This is a genomic window from uncultured Varibaculum sp., from assembly GCF_902489465.1.
Taxonomy (GTDB): Bacteria; Actinomycetota; Actinomycetes; order Actinomycetales; family Actinomycetaceae; genus Varibaculum.
Map to the genome: position 1 here is coordinate 1 of NZ_CABTZZ010000035.1, position 18,379 is coordinate 18,379.

Annotated in this window: 14 protein-coding genes; 2 read left to right on the forward strand and 12 right to left on the reverse strand. The window is 53.3% G+C overall.

Features of this window, described 5'->3' with window-relative positions; genetic code table 11:
* Positions 1-396 precede the first annotated feature (396 nt).
* Together tyrS and RDM26_RS06725 are read right to left on the reverse strand one after the other, a co-directional pair.
* Complete coding sequence (gene tyrS / locus RDM26_RS06720) at positions 397-1,662, reverse strand: tyrosine--tRNA ligase (RefSeq protein ID WP_307738222.1); 1,266 nt, start codon at positions 1,660-1,662, stop codon at positions 397-399.
* 129 nt (positions 1,663-1,791) lie between these two features.
* Entirely contained in the window at positions 1,792-2,859 is a 1,068-nt protein-coding gene (locus RDM26_RS06725; RefSeq protein ID WP_307738223.1) for a PTS sugar transporter subunit IIC, read from the reverse strand.
* A gap of 83 nt (positions 2,860-2,942) precedes the next feature.
* Between RDM26_RS06725 and RDM26_RS06730 the strand changes: the two genes are divergently transcribed.
* Complete coding sequence (locus RDM26_RS06730; RefSeq protein ID WP_307738224.1) at positions 2,943-3,647, forward strand: NUDIX domain-containing protein; 705 nt, start codon at positions 2,943-2,945, stop codon at positions 3,645-3,647.
* Between the two features lie 175 nt (positions 3,648-3,822).
* Here the strand turns inward: RDM26_RS06730 and RDM26_RS06735 are convergent, their stop codons facing one another.
* The 10 genes from RDM26_RS06735 to aceA form a co-directional block, all read right to left on the reverse strand.
* Complete coding sequence (locus RDM26_RS06735; protein WP_307738225.1) at positions 3,823-5,664, reverse strand: hypothetical protein; 1,842 nt, start codon at positions 5,662-5,664, stop codon at positions 3,823-3,825.
* Positions 5,665-5,722: 58 nt separating this feature from the next.
* Positions 5,723-6,115: a hypothetical protein gene (locus RDM26_RS06740; protein WP_307738226.1), complete on the reverse strand. Its 393-nt coding sequence runs from the start codon at positions 6,113-6,115 to the stop codon at positions 5,723-5,725.
* A 459-nt stretch (positions 6,116-6,574) separates the two neighbouring features.
* Positions 6,575-8,002 (reverse strand): argininosuccinate lyase, encoded by a 1,428-nt coding sequence (gene argH, locus RDM26_RS06745; protein ID WP_307738227.1) that lies wholly within the window; start codon positions 8,000-8,002, stop codon positions 6,575-6,577.
* Between the two features lie 2 nt (positions 8,003-8,004).
* Positions 8,005-9,219 (reverse strand): argininosuccinate synthase, encoded by a 1,215-nt coding sequence (locus RDM26_RS06750; RefSeq protein WP_307738234.1) that lies wholly within the window; start codon positions 9,217-9,219, stop codon positions 8,005-8,007.
* On the reverse strand, positions 9,216-10,463 hold the full coding sequence (locus RDM26_RS06755; protein WP_307738228.1) for an aminotransferase class III-fold pyridoxal phosphate-dependent enzyme: 1,248 nt from the start codon (positions 10,461-10,463) through the stop codon (positions 9,216-9,218). Before RDM26_RS06755 ends, RDM26_RS06750 begins: the two co-directional genes overlap by 4 nt.
* Entirely contained in the window at positions 10,456-11,352 is an 897-nt protein-coding gene (gene argB / locus RDM26_RS06760; RefSeq protein WP_307738229.1) for an acetylglutamate kinase, read from the reverse strand. Before argB ends, RDM26_RS06755 begins: the two co-directional genes overlap by 8 nt.
* Positions 11,349-12,458 (reverse strand): bifunctional glutamate N-acetyltransferase/amino-acid acetyltransferase ArgJ, encoded by a 1,110-nt coding sequence (gene argJ, locus RDM26_RS06765; RefSeq protein WP_374041824.1) that lies wholly within the window; start codon positions 12,456-12,458, stop codon positions 11,349-11,351. The genes argB and argJ overlap by 4 nt, the downstream gene beginning before the upstream one ends.
* A 68-nt stretch (positions 12,459-12,526) precedes the next feature.
* Entirely contained in the window at positions 12,527-13,585 is a 1,059-nt protein-coding gene (gene argC, locus RDM26_RS06770; protein ID WP_307738231.1) for an N-acetyl-gamma-glutamyl-phosphate reductase, read from the reverse strand.
* Between the two features lie 191 nt (positions 13,586-13,776).
* Positions 13,777-15,417 (reverse strand): malate synthase A, encoded by a 1,641-nt coding sequence (gene aceB / locus RDM26_RS06775; protein WP_307738232.1) that lies wholly within the window; start codon positions 15,415-15,417, stop codon positions 13,777-13,779.
* Positions 15,418-15,435: 18 nt separating this feature from the next.
* Entirely contained in the window at positions 15,436-16,722 is a 1,287-nt protein-coding gene (gene aceA, locus RDM26_RS06780) for an isocitrate lyase (RefSeq protein WP_278609083.1), read from the reverse strand.
* A gap of 126 nt (positions 16,723-16,848) precedes the next feature.
* On the opposite strand from aceA, the gene RDM26_RS06785 reads away from it, so the two are divergent.
* On the forward strand, positions 16,849-18,327 hold the full coding sequence (locus tag RDM26_RS06785; RefSeq protein ID WP_307738233.1) for a helix-turn-helix domain-containing protein: 1,479 nt from the start codon (positions 16,849-16,851) through the stop codon (positions 18,325-18,327).
* Positions 18,328-18,379: the final 52 nt, after the last annotated feature.

Consider the following 18,379-nt stretch of genomic DNA (forward strand, 5'->3'; position numbering starts at 1 on the left):
ATCATCAGCATCAAAAAAACAAAAACAGAAAAAACCAAACCCACCCCAAAAAACCAGAGCAAGCCCAGCTCAATCCCACACAAACAAAACAAAAAAACACACTATCGAGAACACAAACAACCAAACCACAAACCAACCAAAAACGATCAGTAAAGGTCATTGCGCGAAAAACGCGCGAGTCTCAGTCTAACAGATTCGGTTTTTGACTTTCAACTTATTGCTAAGTGAAACAGGCCATAAAACCGGTTTTTATCTGTTAAGTACTAAGTCAAACAATCTCGCCCACTGACCCAGAACCGAAGCTCTCTGCCGGGGCAACAGGTATTAACTTACCTACTGCACTTGGAAAACTTCAAACTGAGACGCGGTGAGCTGCCACACACCGCAAAAAATCAGCTATTTCTGCAGGTAAGCGACGGCTAGGTTACGCTTGCCTTTCCGGAAAAGCACCAAAGAACCCGGCAGCACGTCCTCGGAACTGATAGTCCGATCCGGGTCAGTAACTTTCTGATTGTTCAGATAAGCGCCGCCGTTCTTAATGGTGCGCATTGCCGCGCCGCGCCCCTTCTCAAAACCCGCTGCTATCAGTAGATCCACCAGGTTAGTTTTTCCAATTTCTACCTCGGCATTGGGTAAATGCGCGGTAGCTTCCTTCAAAATTTTGCCGTCCACGGAGCGCAGATCCCCACTACCCCACAGGGCTGCAGTAGCTGCCAGCACCTGATCTAGTGCCTCTTGACCGTGCACCAGACGGGTCACCTCCGCGGCCAGCGCCTTTTGAGCTTCGCGTTTATGAGGACGCTCAGCTACCTCTACCGCTAGTGCCTCGATTTCCTCGCGGGATAGGAAAGTAAATACCTTCAAGAACCGAACTACGTCCGCATCTTCGGCACCCAGCCAGAACTGGTAGAACTCGTAGGGCGAAAGCATCTCCGAATCTAGCCAAATTGCCCCTCCCTCGGATTTACCAAACTTGGAGCCATCGGCCTTGGTAATCAAAGGGGTGGTCATGACATGGACGTCTTTGCCCTCTACCTTGTGGATTAGATCCATGCCGCCCACCAGGTTGCCCCATTGATCGTTTCCTCCAGTTTCCAGGGTGCAGCCGTAGCGGCGGTATAACTGCAGGAAATCATAGGCTTGCAGGATTTGGTAGCTGAACTCAGTGTAGGAAATTCCTTCTTCAGACTTCAGACGCCGTGCCACCGCATCTTTGGACAGCATGGTTCCCATCCGGAAGTTTTTACCCAAGTCACGTAGGAGTTCAATCGCTCCTAGATCCTGGATCCAGTCCATATTGTTGACCATGATTGCCGGGTTGTCGCCCTCGAAATCCAGGAAACGGCTGATTTGCCCACGCAGGCGTTCTACCCAACCCGCGACCACTGCTTTAGGCTGTAGCTGCCGCTCCGCGGTCATCCGCGGGTCTCCGATTAATCCGGTAGCTCCCCCGACCAGGGCAATAGGCCGATGCCCCGCCTTTTGCAGATGCCGCATCATCAGCACTTGTACCAAGTGTCCATGGTGCAGAGAAGCAGCAGTAGGATCAAAACCGCAATAGAAAGTGACCGGTCCACTGGCAAGTGCCTGGCGTAGTTTTTCCAGATCCGTATGCTGGGCAAGTAGACCCCGCCATTCCAGCTCATCAATAATATCGGCCACGATATTCCTTTCTTATGCAGGTTAAACCCGCGATCCCCCTCTGCGGTGAACACGGCAATACTCTTCTCGGGCTTAGTCTAACCTACCTGCGGATGCAGCTGGCGGTTTGCTTCCTATCCGGAATGCTTCCTATTTTTCAAGCAACATATCTCCGGGTTTAATCCACCCCTTCTTCCGCATGAACTCTGCAAACAGTAGAGAAAGAGCGGCGGGGGCAATAAAGTGCATTAGCAAGATCATTCCCAAAAGCACCGGCCAAGAAGTCGCAGGCCCCATCACGTTCCAAGTCATAATCTGTCCCACTAAACCAGAAGTTCCCATTCCAGAACCGGCAGCATTCGATTCCATTTTGAAAACCATGGTAGCGATAGGGCCTAGAATCGCAGATGCCAAAGTGGGAGGAATCCAGATTAAGGGATGCCGCATTATATTGGGCACTTGCAGCATAGAAGTGCCGATACCCTGCGAGATCAGACCGGAAACTTTATTTTCTCGATAGGACGCGACTGCAAAACCCACCATTTGGGCACTACATCCCACGGTTGCTGCCCCGGCTGCCAACCCAGATAGCCCCAACACGATTCCGAGAGCTGCCGAGGAAATCGGGAGGGTCAAGATCATCCCCATCAGCACCGACACAATAATGCCCATTAGGAAGGGTTGACGCTCAGTTCCCCAGTTAATTATGGCACCCAAAGCGGTCATCATTTGTGAGATTCCTGGCCCAATGAGCAGACCCACGATGGCGCCAGAGGTAACAGTCACGAAGGGAGTAACCAAGATATCTACTGGGGTTTTACCGGAAACTAGCAGGCCAAACTCGACAGCCACGAAGGAAGCGATAAATGCCCCCAACGGTTCTCCCGGCCCCTGCAGCTGCATGGAAAGACCGTCCACGATTCCCCCGCTCAAGATTTTGGCGGCATGGGCTCCAATCATTCCGGCTAGCCCGGTGCCTACCACTACATAGGTAGAGGCATGCAGGCGATGCGCTACCCCCATCCCGATGCCGGCTCCGGTAAGTACCGAGGCCACCGAACCGATTAGCACCAGTCCGCGCCCGATTATTCCGGGAATAAAACCGCCTACCTGCACCATGATGGTGCCAATGATCAGGGAAGCGAATAGCCCGTGTGCCATACCGGTCATCGCGTCAATAAAAAATAACGATAGCCAGCCTTTAATCCGTTGTTTCATCTTGGATACTTTCCTTGTTGAGGTACCTCTTTTAGTTTTCGCCTAATAGTCGAAAACTAAAACTTAAGCTACCATAAGGTTTTGTGAGAACCCAATTGCGAGATGCCGAAGAAGTTGCCGTCTACCGGCATGAGGCACTGAGCGTAGTCTTGCAAATCCGGGGGGATTCCCCGCAGCTCATGGTGCTGGTGGCGCGCCGTGAACACTCCCCCTTTCAGGGTTTGTCCGCCCTGCCCTCCGGCCCTTTGGAACCAGGAGAAACCCTCGGTGCCAGCGCTTTTCGGCATCTTTCCGAAAAGATGGATATTGGCGCGCTTTCCTATATGGAACAGCTAGGCACTCGTTCTGATCCCCGCCGCGACCCCAGTCAACGCACTGTGGCCACCGCCTATTTAGGGATAGTACCCGCCCAAGTGAAGACCACAATTCCGTCTTACGCCCATTGGGTACCGGTAAACAACCTGCCACAAATGGCTTATGACCACGCCGATATTATTTCCGAGGGCGTAGATCGGCTGCGGGCGAAACTTTCCTATACCAATATTGCGTTTGCCTTGGCGCCTCCGGATTTCACTATGGCGGAGCTAACCCACCTCTACCAGGCTGCTTTGGGACATGAAGTCTCCCCCACCAACTTGCAGCGGGTGCTCAGTCGCCGTGGGCAGCTCGCCCCCACCGGTCAGCGTAAAGCCCCTGGCACCAAAGGTGGGCGTCCCGCACGCCGTTTCCGCTTCACTAATCACTGCCTGCAGGTAACCGACCCCTTCGCCATCCTCCGCCCTTCCTAACAAGCGCAAAATCTGCAGGTAATCCCGGGGAAGAGGTTTTTCTTCCTACCCCTTCCACGCAAGGGCTAGGTTTTCCTCCTAGATCGTATGTAATTCAAAACGGCTGGTAGAAAAGATTTACACTTTTCTACCAGCCATTATTTTGTTCTACGGTTATATTCTGCTCGACAGCGACTTAATGCCTTTGAAGCAGGTATCGGCGAGAAGTTATCCCTATCCCTGCTGCTAGCAGCAAAGCACCAAGAACAGCGGTAGTACCCAAGGCACCCGTTTGCGCTATCGGAGTAGTAACCCGCGTCTGCGTCCTCACGACCTGCTTAGAGGAAGGATTAGCAGCCGGCTTACCTTTGCCAGGGATTACCTGACCCGGTTTTTCAACGCCAGGTTTGCCAGGTTTATCACCCGTGTCGGGTTTTGTCGGATTGTCGGGCTGCGGGGGGCAGGGCTCGGCGGTTAAATTTAACTCCCACTTCACCACAGCACCATCTTTAAGCTTGAAATCAGCAGCATTCTTCAATACTGCCTCAACCACAGCCTTATCCCCCTCAACCTTCGAGCTATACTCAAACACCTCAGAATCAGGCAACTTCACACTACCCGCAACACCACACTTAAGCCGCTCCACCACCGGAGCCGGCGGAACAACCTCAAGGCGCAAATCATACTCATGCTCATACGGGCCATTATTATCCACTAACTCAATCGGAACATTCGGATCTTTAGGAGTACCCGGAACCGCAGTAATCGAAATCTTCCCATGCTTATCCGGATAATCATGAGTCCCAGGAGTAACCTCTTTCCCATCAATCATCCACTTCACACCGGGAATATCCGGAACCGTAAAAGTACCAGTCTCATCATCAAAACTAGGCGGAACTACCTTAACCTTCTGAGAACCGTAGAACGTGAAGGTCCACTCTCGATAGCCACAGTAGCTATTGTCAATGGAATACCAATCAGAATACTTTGCTGAAGTAGGCGGGTCATTATTTAAATTGCAGTAGTCTTTGACATGGGCACGCACTTTCACAGTGGCTTTCCCATCAACATATTTGGTAACGTCAGATACTTTATTTGTACCCGAAACCTGACTTTGATAGGTGACTTTACCATCGTCGGAGACCAGGTAATACTTTAGCCGGTTGTCATCGGGAATCTGGAAAGTATCATTACTTTCGCCAACATTATCAGCAGCTATGGGCTTTTCAGGCTCAATATTCCCATACCAAAATGCCTTATTTTCTGACCCAGTATCCTTATATAGCCGTATGCGGTTCAAATCAGATACATATTTTACCGGCGACCCATCTTTATAGACGTAGTGATTTTGAACCCCTCCTTGATAAGCATAGCCAGGGCGAGGTTTCGCGCCCCAGTATTTTATCTCGGCAGTCTTACCATCGGTATATTTCAGTACTTCATTCACATAATTGAAGTATTTTTTAACCTCAATTTCTGCATACCCTTTCCCCGCATAGGTAATATCCTTACAAGTCGTGCCGGCAGCAGCTACATCTGCACATTTGCCATCAACCCAGAGGACGTTTACAGATTTGTCTTCCCTTACCAGCTCTTCTACCCTTGCTTTTGCGTCTGTGTGACTTCCTGCCCCCGTCGGATATAGGCAGATTAAATCTCCCTTGTTATGACGGCAAGTATCGTTACCAGGCTTTGGATCTTCTCCCTCGTCATATTGAGCTTCAAAACTCATTACTTCAGCATCGGAAAGCAACTCGCCACCTGGAACCTCAAAAGTATAAGCGGCTTTATCAGCGGGAATCTCGCAGGCTCCATCCGTACGTTTCAAAACCAGCTTCACAGTTGCCGGCCAGCCATCCTTTGTTTTATCTAACGAATCTTCCGGAGGTAGAAACTTCGGCATACTGTATGGGGAAAGTTTAATCTCCTGCAAATCTGTCCAGGTGTCAGTGCCTGGTTTTAGATAGCTGACATAGGGGGTGAAAGCTAGCGGCCCAGAGGCTGCTCCCCCTTCGCGTAGTAACGAATATTGCACCATCAAACGAGCTTTTTTATCTTTTCCCAGGTAATCAATTACGGCATTATCTTTCCAACTATCAGTGGGTCACCCCAGGGGTTACTTTCCATTTCGGAGATTGCTCTGCGGTACATTCTGGGAGCTTTTGAGGAGCCCGAGCAGGGGCAGGAACAACAGTAGTCTCCCCTTGCTTGGGCTGGGTTTTCACTTCATGCTGCTGAGGGGAACGGGATTCAGCCACAGTATTTGACTGCGAGGAGGCAGACTCAACCGTAGATTTTGACTGGGATGCCGCCACTTCTTGCTTAGCTACCTCTGATTGGGAAGTACTAGCAGTGTCGTCAATTATAGCTTCGTCAGCATTCGCATCAGCAACCCCTACCATAGCTCCACTAAAAGTGATTGCTAAAGAAACTACCGCAGCGAGCCCAAACCGGAGAGAGGGACTAAACCCCTGAACCTTTTGCTTCATGTTTTCACCTGAACTTCTTATGTTTCCAATGGGGTGACATTAAAAGCCCATTATAGGCTAATTTCCCACGTAAATCAGTTTTGTGAGCAAAGACTTAGTTTCTACGTACAACGCTTAAGAGAAATCTACTTAACCCCTGAGATTCACTTTCGCCCTCCACAGACAAAAACACCCTCCCAATACCGCCAAAGCGTCCCATTATCGACCACAATTCCCATCTCGGGAGGGCGAAAACGTCACCTTAGGGCGCGACAGAGCGCAAATATAGGGGCGATTTTATGTCTAAGGGCAGAAAGTCGAGTATCAAAAGACGCGACTGATCGTAAACGCGAGCGCGTGTGGGCGGATTTATGCCGAGGGGTAGGCTTCGGGCACTAAATCCGTGAAAATGCCAAAGCATTTTCCGGATTTCGGGGCGCGAGGCAAAATCCGCCCTCACGCGCGAAAACAGGCAAGAGATTATTTAAATTCCAGATGTTTGCCGGCGAAAGCGGTGCGAATGCGCGCGATCTGCTCTTCGGCGGATTGCAACTGCCGCGCGACCTGCGCGGGCGCAGTTCCTCCCCGTCCGGCGCGGGCACGCACCGATCCAGCAGGGCTGAGCACTTCCCGCACTTCAGGAGTTAATAGCGGGTCGATGGCGGCGAATTGTTCGTCACTCAAATCTGCTAGTTCTATCCCGTTTTCTTCACATTCCCGCACGCAGGCTCCGGATACTTCATGTGCTTGCCGAAACGGCATACCCCGCGCCACTAGCCACTCGGCAATATCGGTGGCCAGCGAAAACCCTTGGGGCGCGAGTTCTTCTAGCCGGGCATAGTCAATCTTCATAGTGGCGATCATGCCGCTGACTGCTGGAAGTAATACCTCTAAAGTATCAACCTGGTCAAAGACTGGTTCTTTATCTTCTTGTAGGTCACGAGCATAGGCAAAAGGTAGACCTTTGAGTACTGTCAGCAGACCGGTTAAGTCCCCTATCATGCGACCGGCTTTACCGCGCGCCAATTCTGCCACGTCGGGATTTTTCTTTTGCGGCATGATTGATGAACCAGTAGAGAACGCGTCATCTAAGGTGACGTAACCGAACTCTTTGGTATTCCAGATAACGATTTCTTCTGCGAGACAGGAAATGTCGACCCCGGTCATGGCGCAGATGAACGCGAACTCGGCTACCACATCGCGGGTGGCGGTTCCGTCTATGGAGTTTTCTACTACCCGTTCAAAGGCCAGGTCTGCCCCCACTTGCACCGGGTCTAACCCCAGGGTGTTGCCCGAGAGCGCTCCGGAACCGTAGGGGCTGGTGGCGGCGCGCCGATCCCAATCCTCAAAACGCTGAATGTCTCGCAACAGCGGCCACACGTGGGCAAGTAACTGGTGGGCTAGCAATACCGGCTGGGCGTGCTGCATATGGGTGCGTCCTGGCATTACCGTATCTCCAGCGGCTTTCGCTTGGCTCAAAAGCGCTTCGACTACCTCGATGACGCGCTCGGATAGGGCGCGTGCCTGGTTTCGCAGATACATCCGGATGAGGGTGGCGATCTGGTCGTTGCGGCTACGTCCAGCGCGCAGTTTCCCCCCTAAATGCTCGCCAGCCTCAATCAATAGCCCCCGCTCTAAGGCGGTATGCACGTCCTCGTCAGCGGGGTCGGGGGTGAAGGCACCGCTTTTAACTTTTTCTTCCAGCCGTCCCAAAGCCGCCAGCATTTGCGATAGTTCTTCGCTGTCTATCAGGCCGGCTCCTGCGAGCGCTCGAGCATGGGCGCGCGAGCCGGCTAAATCGTAGAGAGCCAGGCGCCAATCGAAATGGGTGGATACTGAAAGTGCCGCTAATGCTTGGGAAGGCTCTCCTGAAAAGCGTCCTCCCCATAGCGATACCTGTTCGCTCATAGTTATTTCTTGCTTTCTTTTTGTTCCCGCGCGGCTGCTAACTGGGTTGATAGCCCATAGATTCCGATAAATCCGCGCGAGAGGGACTGGTCAAAGCTGTCTCCTGAATCGTAAGTCGCCAGGTTGAAGTCATACAAGCCGACCGCAGAGCGCCGCCCATCAACTACTGCCCGCCCGCCGTGCAGAATCATCCGAATATCGCCGGTAACATATTTTTGACTGTCTTCTACGAAAGCATCTAACGAACCTTTGAGCGGCGAATACCATTGCCCCTCATAAACTAGTTCTGACCAGCGTTGTTCTACTTGCCGTTTGAAGCGTCCTTGTTCGCGCTCTAGGGTCAGGTTTTCCAGGTTTTGGTGGGCGATAATCAGCGCTACTGCCCCGGGAGCCTCGTAGATTTCCCGCGACTTAATCCCGACCAGGCGGTCTTCCACCATATCTAGGCGACCTACCCCTTGGGCTCCTGCCCGGCGGTTCATTTCCTGAATGATTTCTAGGGGCGACATTTTTTGCCCGTCCACAGCTACCGGCACGCCCTCTGCAAAACTAATAACTACCTGGTCAGGAACCGGCGGATAGGCGGGGTCATCGGTGTAAACATACACGTCTTTAGTAGGCGGATTCCATAGATCCTCTAGATACCCGGTTTCTACTGCGCGCCCCCACACGTTCTGGTCGATGGAGAAGGGGTTATGTTTGGTGGTTTCAATCGGGAGTTCGTGTTCTTCGGCGTATTTAATCGCCACGTCCCGGGTGAGTGCCAGGTCTCGTACCGGGGAGATGCATTTAATCTCCGGGTTTTGGCTGGTAAGTGATACCTCAAAGCGCACCTGGTCGTTTCCTTTTCCGGTGCAACCGTGAGCTACGGTATCGGCACCAAAGTCTTTCGCTACTTTTACCAGGTGTTTACAGATTAGCGGGCGAGAAAGCGCCGATACCAGGGGGTATTGATCCATATATAGGCCGTTGGCTTTGATTGCCGGCAGGCAATACTCTTCTGCGAACTCATCCTTAGCGTCGGCCACATAGGCATCGACTGCCCCGCAGTCGAGGGCGCGCTGGCGGATTACCTCCAGGTCTTCCCCGCCCTGCCCTACGTCAACGGCGCAGGCGATCACCTCTTTACCGGTTTGTTCCCCAATCCAGCCGATGGCTACCGAAGTGTCTAATCCGCCCGAATATGCCAGTACTACCCGATCTTTACTCATGGTTATTCTCCTTTTTCTAGGTCTAGTTCTACCTGCAGCAGCGCTTCCTTTAACGCCGGAATCAGGGTTTTCGCTTCGCTAAGTTCAATAATTAGGGGTGGAGCTAGGCGAATAATGTTCGCTGCCGGGGCGTTGACGATAAACCCGGCTTTAAATAGCTCTGTTGCCAGCTGGGGGGCAATATTTTTTTCGAGGACGAGGCCGCGTAGCAGCCCCTGTCCGCGCGTCTCCTTGATCCCCGGGATTTCAGCCTCGGCAATCGCCTGCATCCAGGCGTCCCCAACTTTAGCGGCGCGGGCCGGCAAATCCAGTTCCTCCATCAGGGCGATAGTGCGCGCCACTACCGCACTTACCAGCGGGTTTCCCCCGAAAGTGGTGCCGTGACTTCCCGGTTTTAGGGCAGTGGCGGCACGTTCGTTCATGGCTACACACGCCCCGACCGGCACTCCCGCACCTAAGCCTTTAGCTAAAGTCACCACGTCCGGAATTATTTCTTTCCCATCATGACAGATTCCCTGGTGGGCGAGCCATTTTCCGCATCTACCCATCCCGGTTTGGACTTCGTCAAAAACCAGCAACGCTCCGGCGCGGTCTGCCAGCCTTCGCGCGGCCGCTAATAGTTCGGGCGCTAGCGGGATTACTCCGGCTTCTCCTTGCAGGGGTTCTAGGAAAATCGCGGATACACCCTCTGGGTCTACTGCCTCAATTCCCGCTACCGTGGCTGCTACAAACTCGGTAGGCCCCACGAAGGGAGCGAAGGGTTCGCGGTAGTGCTCCTTATAGGTTAGCGATAGTGACCCCAAGGTACGTCCGTGAAATGCGCCTTTTAGCGCAATCGCGCGCCCTCCCGGCCGGGCGGCTAACGCCATTTTCAAGGCGGCTTCATTGGCTTCGGTGCCTGAGTTTACGAATAGCACTCGCGCCTGGGTGGTGATTTCTGCCTGTATCTCGCTATCCCACCCTGCGGCACAAATTCTTTTGACTGCTTGCGCGGCCTCTACCTGCTGCGGGGTAGTGAAAAAGTTGGAGACGTGAGTAAAGCGGTTGGCTTGCTCGTGAATAGTTTTCACGATTTCGGGATGAGCATATCCGAGGGCGTTAACGGCGATTCCGCCCAGTAAATCTAGGTATTCTTTACCGTCTGTATCCCACACCCGGATACCTTGGCCGTGGGTAAAACAGGCCTGCGGCTGTCCGAATACCCCTAATAGGTTTTCTTGGTAGACGCTGATCCATTCAGAGTTAGTCATGGCTATCTCCCATCACCATAGTTCCAAATCCGGTATCGGTGAAGATTTCTAGCAGCATCGAGTGCGGCACCCTCCCATCAATAATGGTGGCACGGGGTACTCCCTGTTCACAGGCTTGGATACAGGCTTGCACTTTGGGGCGCATTCCCGCTTCCAAGGTAGGCAGCAGTTCCGCGGCCTCGCTCGCCCGCAGCTGCGAAATCCGACTATCCGGGTCTGGCCAGTTGCGATATAGTCCTTTCACATCGGTGAGGACGATTAGTTTCTTAGCCCCAATGGCTCCTGCGACTGCGGCGGCCGCCAAATCTGCGTTGATATTTAATACCTGCGTGGGGTTGTCTTGGTTTACCGCAATGGAGGAAACCACCGGGATACGCCCCGATTGCAGTAAATCTTCTATCGGCCCGGGATCTACGGCGGTTACTTTACCCACTAGCCCCAGGTCGACGGGTTTTCCGTCTACTGCCGCCCCTTGTTTTTGGGCACGTAAAAACGCTCCGTCCTCGCCAGAAATCCCGATTGCCGCGATGGAGGATTCGTTGAGTAACGAAACCAGTTCGCGCTGCACGGTCCCGGTCAGTACCATGCGCACGACTTTCATTACTTCGGGGCTGGTGACCCGCAGTCCGGAAACAAAGGGGGCTGCAATCCCCAGGGTTTTCAGCATGGAGTTGATTTGCGGGCCACCCCCATGCACGACAACCGGTTCAATCCCCCATTCATGCAGGAAACTTACATCCTGGGCGAAAGCGGCTTTTAGTTTTTCAGATATCATGGCGTTTCCGCCGTATTTAATCACGATCCGCGAGCCGGAGTATTCGCGCAGCCACGGCAAGGTTTCTAGCAGCACCCCGGCTTTGTCCCAGGCTGATAAATGTTCTGTACTCATGATGAATAGTCCGCGTTGATGTGAATATATTCGTGGGTAAGGTCGTTGGTCAGTACGCTGGCCTGGGCGTTTCCGGCTCCCAGGCGCACCTCTAAATGCACGTCACGGCTTTCAAAGGGAACGTCTTGCCGGTTTCCCCAAGCGGCGCCGTTTTTACAAACTTGCACCCCGTTGAACAGTACCGATACCGCGCTCGGGTCGTAGGGGCAGACGCTTTCGGGTACGGTGCCCAGTTCGGAAACGATTCTGCCCCAGTTGGGGTCACACCCGGAGATAGCGGTTTTTACCAGGTTTGAGCGGGAAATGGTTTTCGCGGCGATTAAAGCCCCAGCTTCGCTTTCGGCCTCGGTAACCGCAATCTCTACCGTATGCTGCGCTCCTTCCGCATCGTCGGCGAGTTTCCGTGCCAACTGGGCGCAGGTTTCAGTCAGCGCCGCGGTAAATCCGCTGGGGGCTTTTCCGCTTTCCCCGGAGGCCAGCAAAAGTACAGTGTCGTTGGTGGACATGCAGCCATCGGAATCTAGCCGGTTAAAGGTTTTCGCGCAGGCAAGTTCTAGAGCCTTTTGGGCAGTTTCAGCATCGAGGAGCGCGTCAGTGGTGATTACACAAAGCATCGTAGCTAGGGCGGGAGCAAGCATTCCTGCCCCTTTCGCCATTCCTCCGATTTGATAACCTTCAGCCTGCAGGTGAACGGTTTTAGGTTCGTTATCGGTGGTGAGAATAGCCCAGGAGGCATCTGCGCCGCCCTCTTTAGATAGGCTCGCGGCAGCGCTTTCAATCCCGGAGAGCATTTTGTCCATCGGCAGGGGTGTCCCAATCATTCCGGTGGAGCACACTAAAACTTCTCGCGGATCGATTTCGAGAGCCTTTGCGACTGCCTTGGCACTGGCAACCGTATCTTTAAGACCGTTTTCCCCGGTACAGGCGTTGGCGCTGCCCGAGTTTAACACCACCGCGCGCATTCCACTCGCACCTTTTGCGAGGACAGCCCGCGAGTATAGTACGGGGGCGGCGGCGAAACGGTTGGAGGTGAATACCCCAGCGGCTACTGGGTTTTTCCCGGTGTTGAGGACGAGCGCTAGATCTTTACGTCCTTTGCGGCGCATTCCGGAGGCGATTCCGCAGGCTTTGAATCCGGGTACGCTGGTTACGCCTTGGAGGCTTTTATCTTTTTTCACGGGGCAACTCCAATCTGGTTGATGCCGGTATATTCGTCTAGTCCGAGGGCAAGGTTGGCTGATTGCACTGCGGCTTGCGCGGTTCCTTTTCCTAGGTTATCCAGGGCACTAAGGGCGATTATTTTTCCGGACCGTTTATCTAATGCCACCTGTACCTGCACGTTTGCACTGCCGGTCACTGCTTGGGTTTGTGGCCAGATACCGGGGTCAAGTACCTGTATAAGGTTTTCTTCCTGATAAAAATCCTGGTAGAGGGCGTGTAGCTGCTCGGTGGTAGTTTTTCCAGTCGCAGCGGCACTCACGGTTGCCAGGATTCCCCGCGACATGGGTACTAACACTGGAGTGAGGGTAATTTTATAGTCCTCGGGGTTGTTTCCACTGCTAACCGCAAAGTTTTGCGCGATTTCGGGAATGTGGCGATGGGTTCCGCCTACCGCATAGGGCTGGGCATTCCCCAGGGCAGCGGTGGCTAATAGGTGCGGTTTTAGGGATTTTCCGGCTCCGGAATAGCCCACCGCTAAAGTGGCGACAATATCGTTTGGGTCAATTAATCCGGCAGCTACCAGAGGTTGAAAAGCGAAGGTAACAGCAGTTACGTTGCATCCGGGAACCGCGATCTGCTGGGCGCCGGCCAGCTGTTCGCGCTGTGAAGGCCCGCAAGCACACCTAAGTTCGGGCATTCCATAGGTCCAGGCCGGGCAATATTCGCCGCCATAGTAACTGTCCCAGGCTGCTTTAGAGGTGAGCCGATGGTCGGCCCCGCAATCTACCAATAGGCTTTCTACCCCGGCAGCGCGCAGTTGCGCTGCTATTTTCCCGGATTGTCCATGAGGTAGCGCCAGGAAAATCGCGGCGTTTTCTTTTAGCGCCACCGGGTCTACTGCTTTTAATTCTTGCTTGGCTAATTGGGGAAGTTGGGGATGAAACTCCCCTAGTTTTTTACCTACTGAGGAGGACGCGCATAGCTGATCGACCTCGAAATTGGGGTGGGCAGCTACTATCCGCAGGATTTCTCCTCCCGCAAATCCGCTTGCACCAACAATTGAAACCTTCATAGTGAATATTTATATCAAGTTATGAATAACTATACATAACCGCGAGACTCGGTTGTGAGCAGAGATACTTTTACAAAAATGATCGGCAGGGAGATTACCTCCCTGCCGATCACCGGTCAGTCAGCTATTATCTGCTCCAGCCCAGGTATTCTTCCTGGAAAACCAGAGCATCAGCTCAGCTAGGTTACGATCTACTCCAATTCGTTGGCATAGACCGGAACTGTCAAAAACGTGGGGAACTCCCCTTGCATACATACTTCTTTGAAGATCCGGGCAGAACGCTCCGCCCGTTCTATACTGGCTTCATCCACCTCAGAAAGAAACTTTTCATATTCATCAGTAAAGAGTTCCTCAACGAGCTGCGGGGTAACTTTACGCCCATCATCTAGTTCACACTGGTAACGTAACCATTGCCAGATTTGGGAACGCGAGATTTCCGCAGTGGCGGCATCTTCCATCAACCCATAGATGGCAGCCGCTCCATTTCCTCCCAACCAGGAATACAGATAACGCAACCCTACGGCAACATTGGTACGCACCCCTGCCTCAGTAATAGCACCGGGAGTGGAAGCGAAGTTGAGTAGGTCTTTGGCGGTGACATTTACGTCCTCGCGCTGCCGGTCTACCTGGTTGGGGCAATCTGGAAGGTAGCTATCGAAGACTTCGCGTACATATCCCACCATTCCCGGATGCGCCACCCAAGAACCGTCAAAACCTGCCTCTACCTCGCGGGTCTTATCCTCACGAACCTTGCGCTCAGATTCGGCATTGACTGCCGGATCTTTAGAAGGAATAAAGGCGCTCATCCCCCCGATCGCATGAGCTCCGCGCTGATGACAAGTCTTGACTAGCAACTCGGTATAGGAGCGCATAAACGGAACCTGCATCGTGATATCAGAACGATCCGGCAGCACCCAACTAGGACCGGAATCGCGGAACTTCTTAATCGCCGAAAAAATATAGTCCCAGCGACCCGCGTTCAACCCGGAAGAATAATCCCGTAGTTCATAGAGGATTTCTTCCATCTCGAACACCCCCATAATGGTCTCAATCAGGCAGGTTGCCCGAATGGTGCCGTGAGGAATCCCCAGGTATTCTTCGGCGAAGCTAAACACCTGTGCCCACAGCCGTGCCTCCAGATGGCTTTCCATTTTCGGCAGGTAGAAGTAGGGACCGCTACCCCGTTTAATCAGTTCTTTCGCGTTGTGGAAAAAATAGAGCCCAAAGTCGGTGAGCGAACCGGACGAGGAATGCCCCCCAATCCGGATATGTTTTTCCGTCAGATGCCATCCGCGCGGACGCACAATAATGGTAGGCAGCTCGCCCTCATTTAGCTGGTAATGCTTACCATTGCCCGGATTGGTGTACTCAATGGTGCGGCGAATCGCATCATAAAGATTCACCTGTCCGCCGATCACATTGGTGAAATGCGGAGTGTTAGCATCCTCCAGATCAGCCAACCAGCATTTCGCCCCACAGTTAAGGGCGTTGATAGTCATCTTCCGCTCGGTCGGGCCAGTAATCTCCACCCGGCGATCTTCCAAACCGGGAGCTATAGAGGCTACTTTCCAGGACTTGTCCTCGCGAATATGCTCAGTTTCTTTCAGGAAGTGCGGCAAGTAACCGTTGGCAAGACGCTGACGCCGATCGTGACGCGCCTTTAGTAACTCGGCGCGGGTAGCCCCAAATCGCAGCTGGAGCTGCCGCAGAAACTCCAAGGCTTCGTCAGTTAAAATCTCGTCAAAACGGTCAGTGAGGTTAGTCCCCGGATCTTCATGCTGGGGATACCGCACCTCGATTTTTCCTTCGGTTAAATCAGTATGGCTGTTCATCGTATTATCCCTTATGGTCTAGAACTGAGCTTCTTCAGTAGATCCTTTAATCGCCAAAGTGGACGACTCAGGATTAATGGCCGTGGCTACCATGTCGAAGTAGCCGGCACCGACTTCCCGCTGGTGGCGGTGAGCGGTGTAACCATCTTTCTCGGCCGCGAACTCTTTTTCTTGCAGCTCAACAAAGGCGCTCATATCCCGGCTAGCATAGCCTTTGGCCAGTTCAAACATGCCGTAGTTAAGCTGGTGGAATCCCGCCAAAGTAATGAATTGGAAGCAGTATCCCATAGCCGCCAGATCTTTCTGGAAGGACGCAATCTGGGCATCATCCAGGTTGGCTTTCCAGTTGAAGGAGGGCGAGCAGTTATAGGCCAGCATCTTGTCGGGGTATTCCGCTTTGACTGCTTCGGCCACATCCCGAGCCAGCTCGGGATCTGGGGTAGCGGTTTCCACCCACACCAGATCGGCGTGGGGAGCAAAGGCGAGCAACCGCGCGATAACCACTTCTTTACCGGCCTGGGTGTAGTAGTGTCCCTCAGCAGAACGCTCGCCGGTAAGGAATTGGCGATCCAGTTCATCAACATCGGAGGTAATCAGGTTAGCCCCCAGCGAATCGGTGCGCGCCACAATCAAAGTGGAAGTGTTCTGCACATCCGCCGCTAGCCGCGCAGCATCTAGGTTGCGAATCGCCTGCGAAGTCGGGATCAAAACTTTCCCACCCAGATGACCACATTTCTTTTCGGCCGCCAACTGATCTTCGTAGTGAACCCCGGAGGCACCAGATTTGATCATGTTCTTCATTAGTTCGTAGGCATTGAGCGCACCCCCGAATCCGGCCTCGGCATCCGCTACAATCGGGGCGAACCAGTCAAAGTCCACATCCTGATGCTCCGACCAAGTGATTTCATCGGCGCGTTTAAAGGCATTGTTAATCCGGCGCACCATTTTGGGGGCGGAATCATAAGGATAGAGGGACTGATCTGGGTAGGTATTATCGGAGGTGTTGCCATCGGCCGCGACCTGCCATCCGGATAGATAAATAGCTTTTAGTCCCGCCCGCACCATCTGTACTGCCTGGTTTCCGGTGATAGCTCCCAGGGCGTTGATGTAATCTTCTTCGTGCAGCATCTTCCATAGCCGCTGGGCACCCCGCTCAGCCAGGGTGTGTTCTTCAATAACGGAGCCTTGCAGCTCGGCTACCCGCTCAGCGGAATAGGGACGAACCACGCCCTTCCACCGGGGATTGGTATCCCATTCCTTTTGGATCGCGGCTGCTCGTTTTTGGATTTCTTCTGCAGTACTCATGGCTTTCTCCTCTATTTATTGAGCTTTTCTGACCTACGCCTCAACCGAGAACGTATTTCGAGTATTGCGCGACACAATCTCTCGATCTCTACTAAACTTGGGTAAACTATTGAAGAAATTCACACCATGAGAAATTTCGGGGAATCTATGGACGATGAGGACGAACAACTTACTCTCCCGGCGGCTGCTCTACTGGGGGCGCGGGTGCGTTACGCCCGCAAGGAAAAGCGCATTACCTTAAAGGAACTAGCCCACGCGGTAGATCGTGCCCCCTCTCTGATCTCACAAATCGAAAACGGCAAACGAGAACCCCGGCTATCTCTCCTGAAAGCAATTGCCCAAGCATTGGGGGTATCGCTGGCTTATCTGCTAGCAGATGAAGCTCCCGATGAACGTTCTCTCTTGGAACTAGAACTAGCCAGCTACCAGCAGCAATCCTCTTATCAAGCGTTAAGACTGCCTCAGTTAACCCCTTCTTCCCGGTTATCGACCGATGCACTGCGGGTAATTGTGGGTTTACACCGGCAGCTGGCTGCTTCCCGGAAGGTTCATGCCGGAACCCCCGAAAAAGCGCGCGCCGAAAACCGGAAGTTACGCGCAGAGATGCGATCCCGTGACAACTATCTTCCCGAGATCGAAGCTGTGGCCTCCGATATCCTGGGCGCACTCGATATGGAAAATGGCCCGCGTGCAGAGGACGACCTGGAACGGATAGTGCAGTATCTGGGTTACACCCTGATCCGCACCGCTGACCTGCCGACGGCTACGCGTGCCATCCGTGACCTGAAGAATCGGCGAATCTATCTGCGCCCCAACCAGCCGGGAGAGAAATATGTGCGCTCCCTGGGGCTGCGCTCGATTGCGGGAGTGGCACTCGGGCATGAAACTCCCCGCAGTTTCGGCGAGTTCTTGCGCCAACGCATCGCTGCTAACTATTTCGCGGCCGCAATTTTACTGCCCGAAAAACCGGTAGTAGCCATGTTGCAGGAAGCCAAGAAAGCACGGGAACTGGATGTAAGGGAGCTGGTAGATCGCTACCGCGTGCGCTATGAAACCGCAGCTCACCGCTTCACTAACTTGGCGACCCGGCATTTAGGAATCCGCTTGCATTTCGATCGGATATCCCCTGCCGGAGTACTCACCAAAATCTATGCCAATGATGGGATTAAGTTTCCGGAGGACGTATCCGGGGCGGTTGAAGGGCAGCTAATCTGTAGAAAATACGCTTCTATGCAGGCGTTTAAACAAGAGAACCCGGCGATCCCCTACCGGCAATACACCGACACCCCGATGGGAACTTTCTTTTGTACCGCGCAGATTATAACCACCTCTACTGGGCACTATTCCATAGGGATTGGAGTTCCCTTTGCTGACTCAAAGTGGTTTACCGGGCGCGACACCAAGAACCGGATGGCCTCTAGCTGCCCAGACCCAAGGTGTTGCCGCTTGCCAAATCCGTTGCTTGCCAGCGAATGGGAGGGGAAGGCCTTCCCAGAAGTTAAAACTCATTCTCACCTGTTAGCAGCCTTACCTCCCGGAGCGTTCCCGGGAGTTGACGACGCGATTGTCTACGAGTTTTTAGCCAGACACGAAACCGGCAACTAAAACTCCCCTTGGGCAATACTGTCCGCAGGTTGGCGCCTAGCGAGGAATCCTC

What these genes read in the sequence shown, in the direction of transcription:
- RDM26_RS06725 (WP_307738223.1), bottom strand. Translation starts at nt 2,859, where the DNA reads ATGAAACAACGGATTAAAGGCTGGCTATCGTTATTTTTTATTGACGCG.
- RDM26_RS06735 (WP_307738225.1), bottom strand. Translation starts at nt 5,664, where the DNA reads ATGGTGCAATATTCGTTACTACGCGAAGGGGGAGCAGCCTCTGGGCCG.
- RDM26_RS06740 (WP_307738226.1), bottom strand. Translation starts at nt 6,115, where the DNA reads ATGAAGCAAAAGGTTCAGGGGTTTAGTCCCTCTCTCCGGTTTGGGCTC.
- argH (WP_307738227.1), bottom strand. Translation starts at nt 8,002, where the DNA reads ATGAGCGAACAGGTATCGCTATGGGGAGGACGCTTTTCAGGAGAGCCT.
- RDM26_RS06755 (WP_307738228.1), bottom strand. Translation starts at nt 10,463, where the DNA reads ATGACTAACTCTGAATGGATCAGCGTCTACCAAGAAAACCTATTAGGG.
- argB (WP_307738229.1), bottom strand. Translation starts at nt 11,352, where the DNA reads ATGAGTACAGAACATTTATCAGCCTGGGACAAAGCCGGGGTGCTGCTA.
- argJ (WP_374041824.1), bottom strand. Translation starts at nt 12,458, where the DNA reads ATGCGCCGCAAAGGACGTAAAGATCTAGCGCTCGTCCTCAACACCGGG.
- argC (WP_307738231.1), bottom strand. Translation starts at nt 13,585, where the DNA reads ATGAAGGTTTCAATTGTTGGTGCAAGCGGATTTGCGGGAGGAGAAATC.
- aceB (WP_307738232.1), bottom strand. Translation starts at nt 15,417, where the DNA reads ATGAACAGCCATACTGATTTAACCGAAGGAAAAATCGAGGTGCGGTAT.
- aceA (WP_278609083.1), bottom strand. Translation starts at nt 16,722, where the DNA reads ATGAGTACTGCAGAAGAAATCCAAAAACGAGCAGCCGCGATCCAAAAG.
- RDM26_RS06785 (WP_307738233.1), top strand. Translation starts at nt 16,849, where the DNA reads ATGAGAAATTTCGGGGAATCTATGGACGATGAGGACGAACAACTTACT.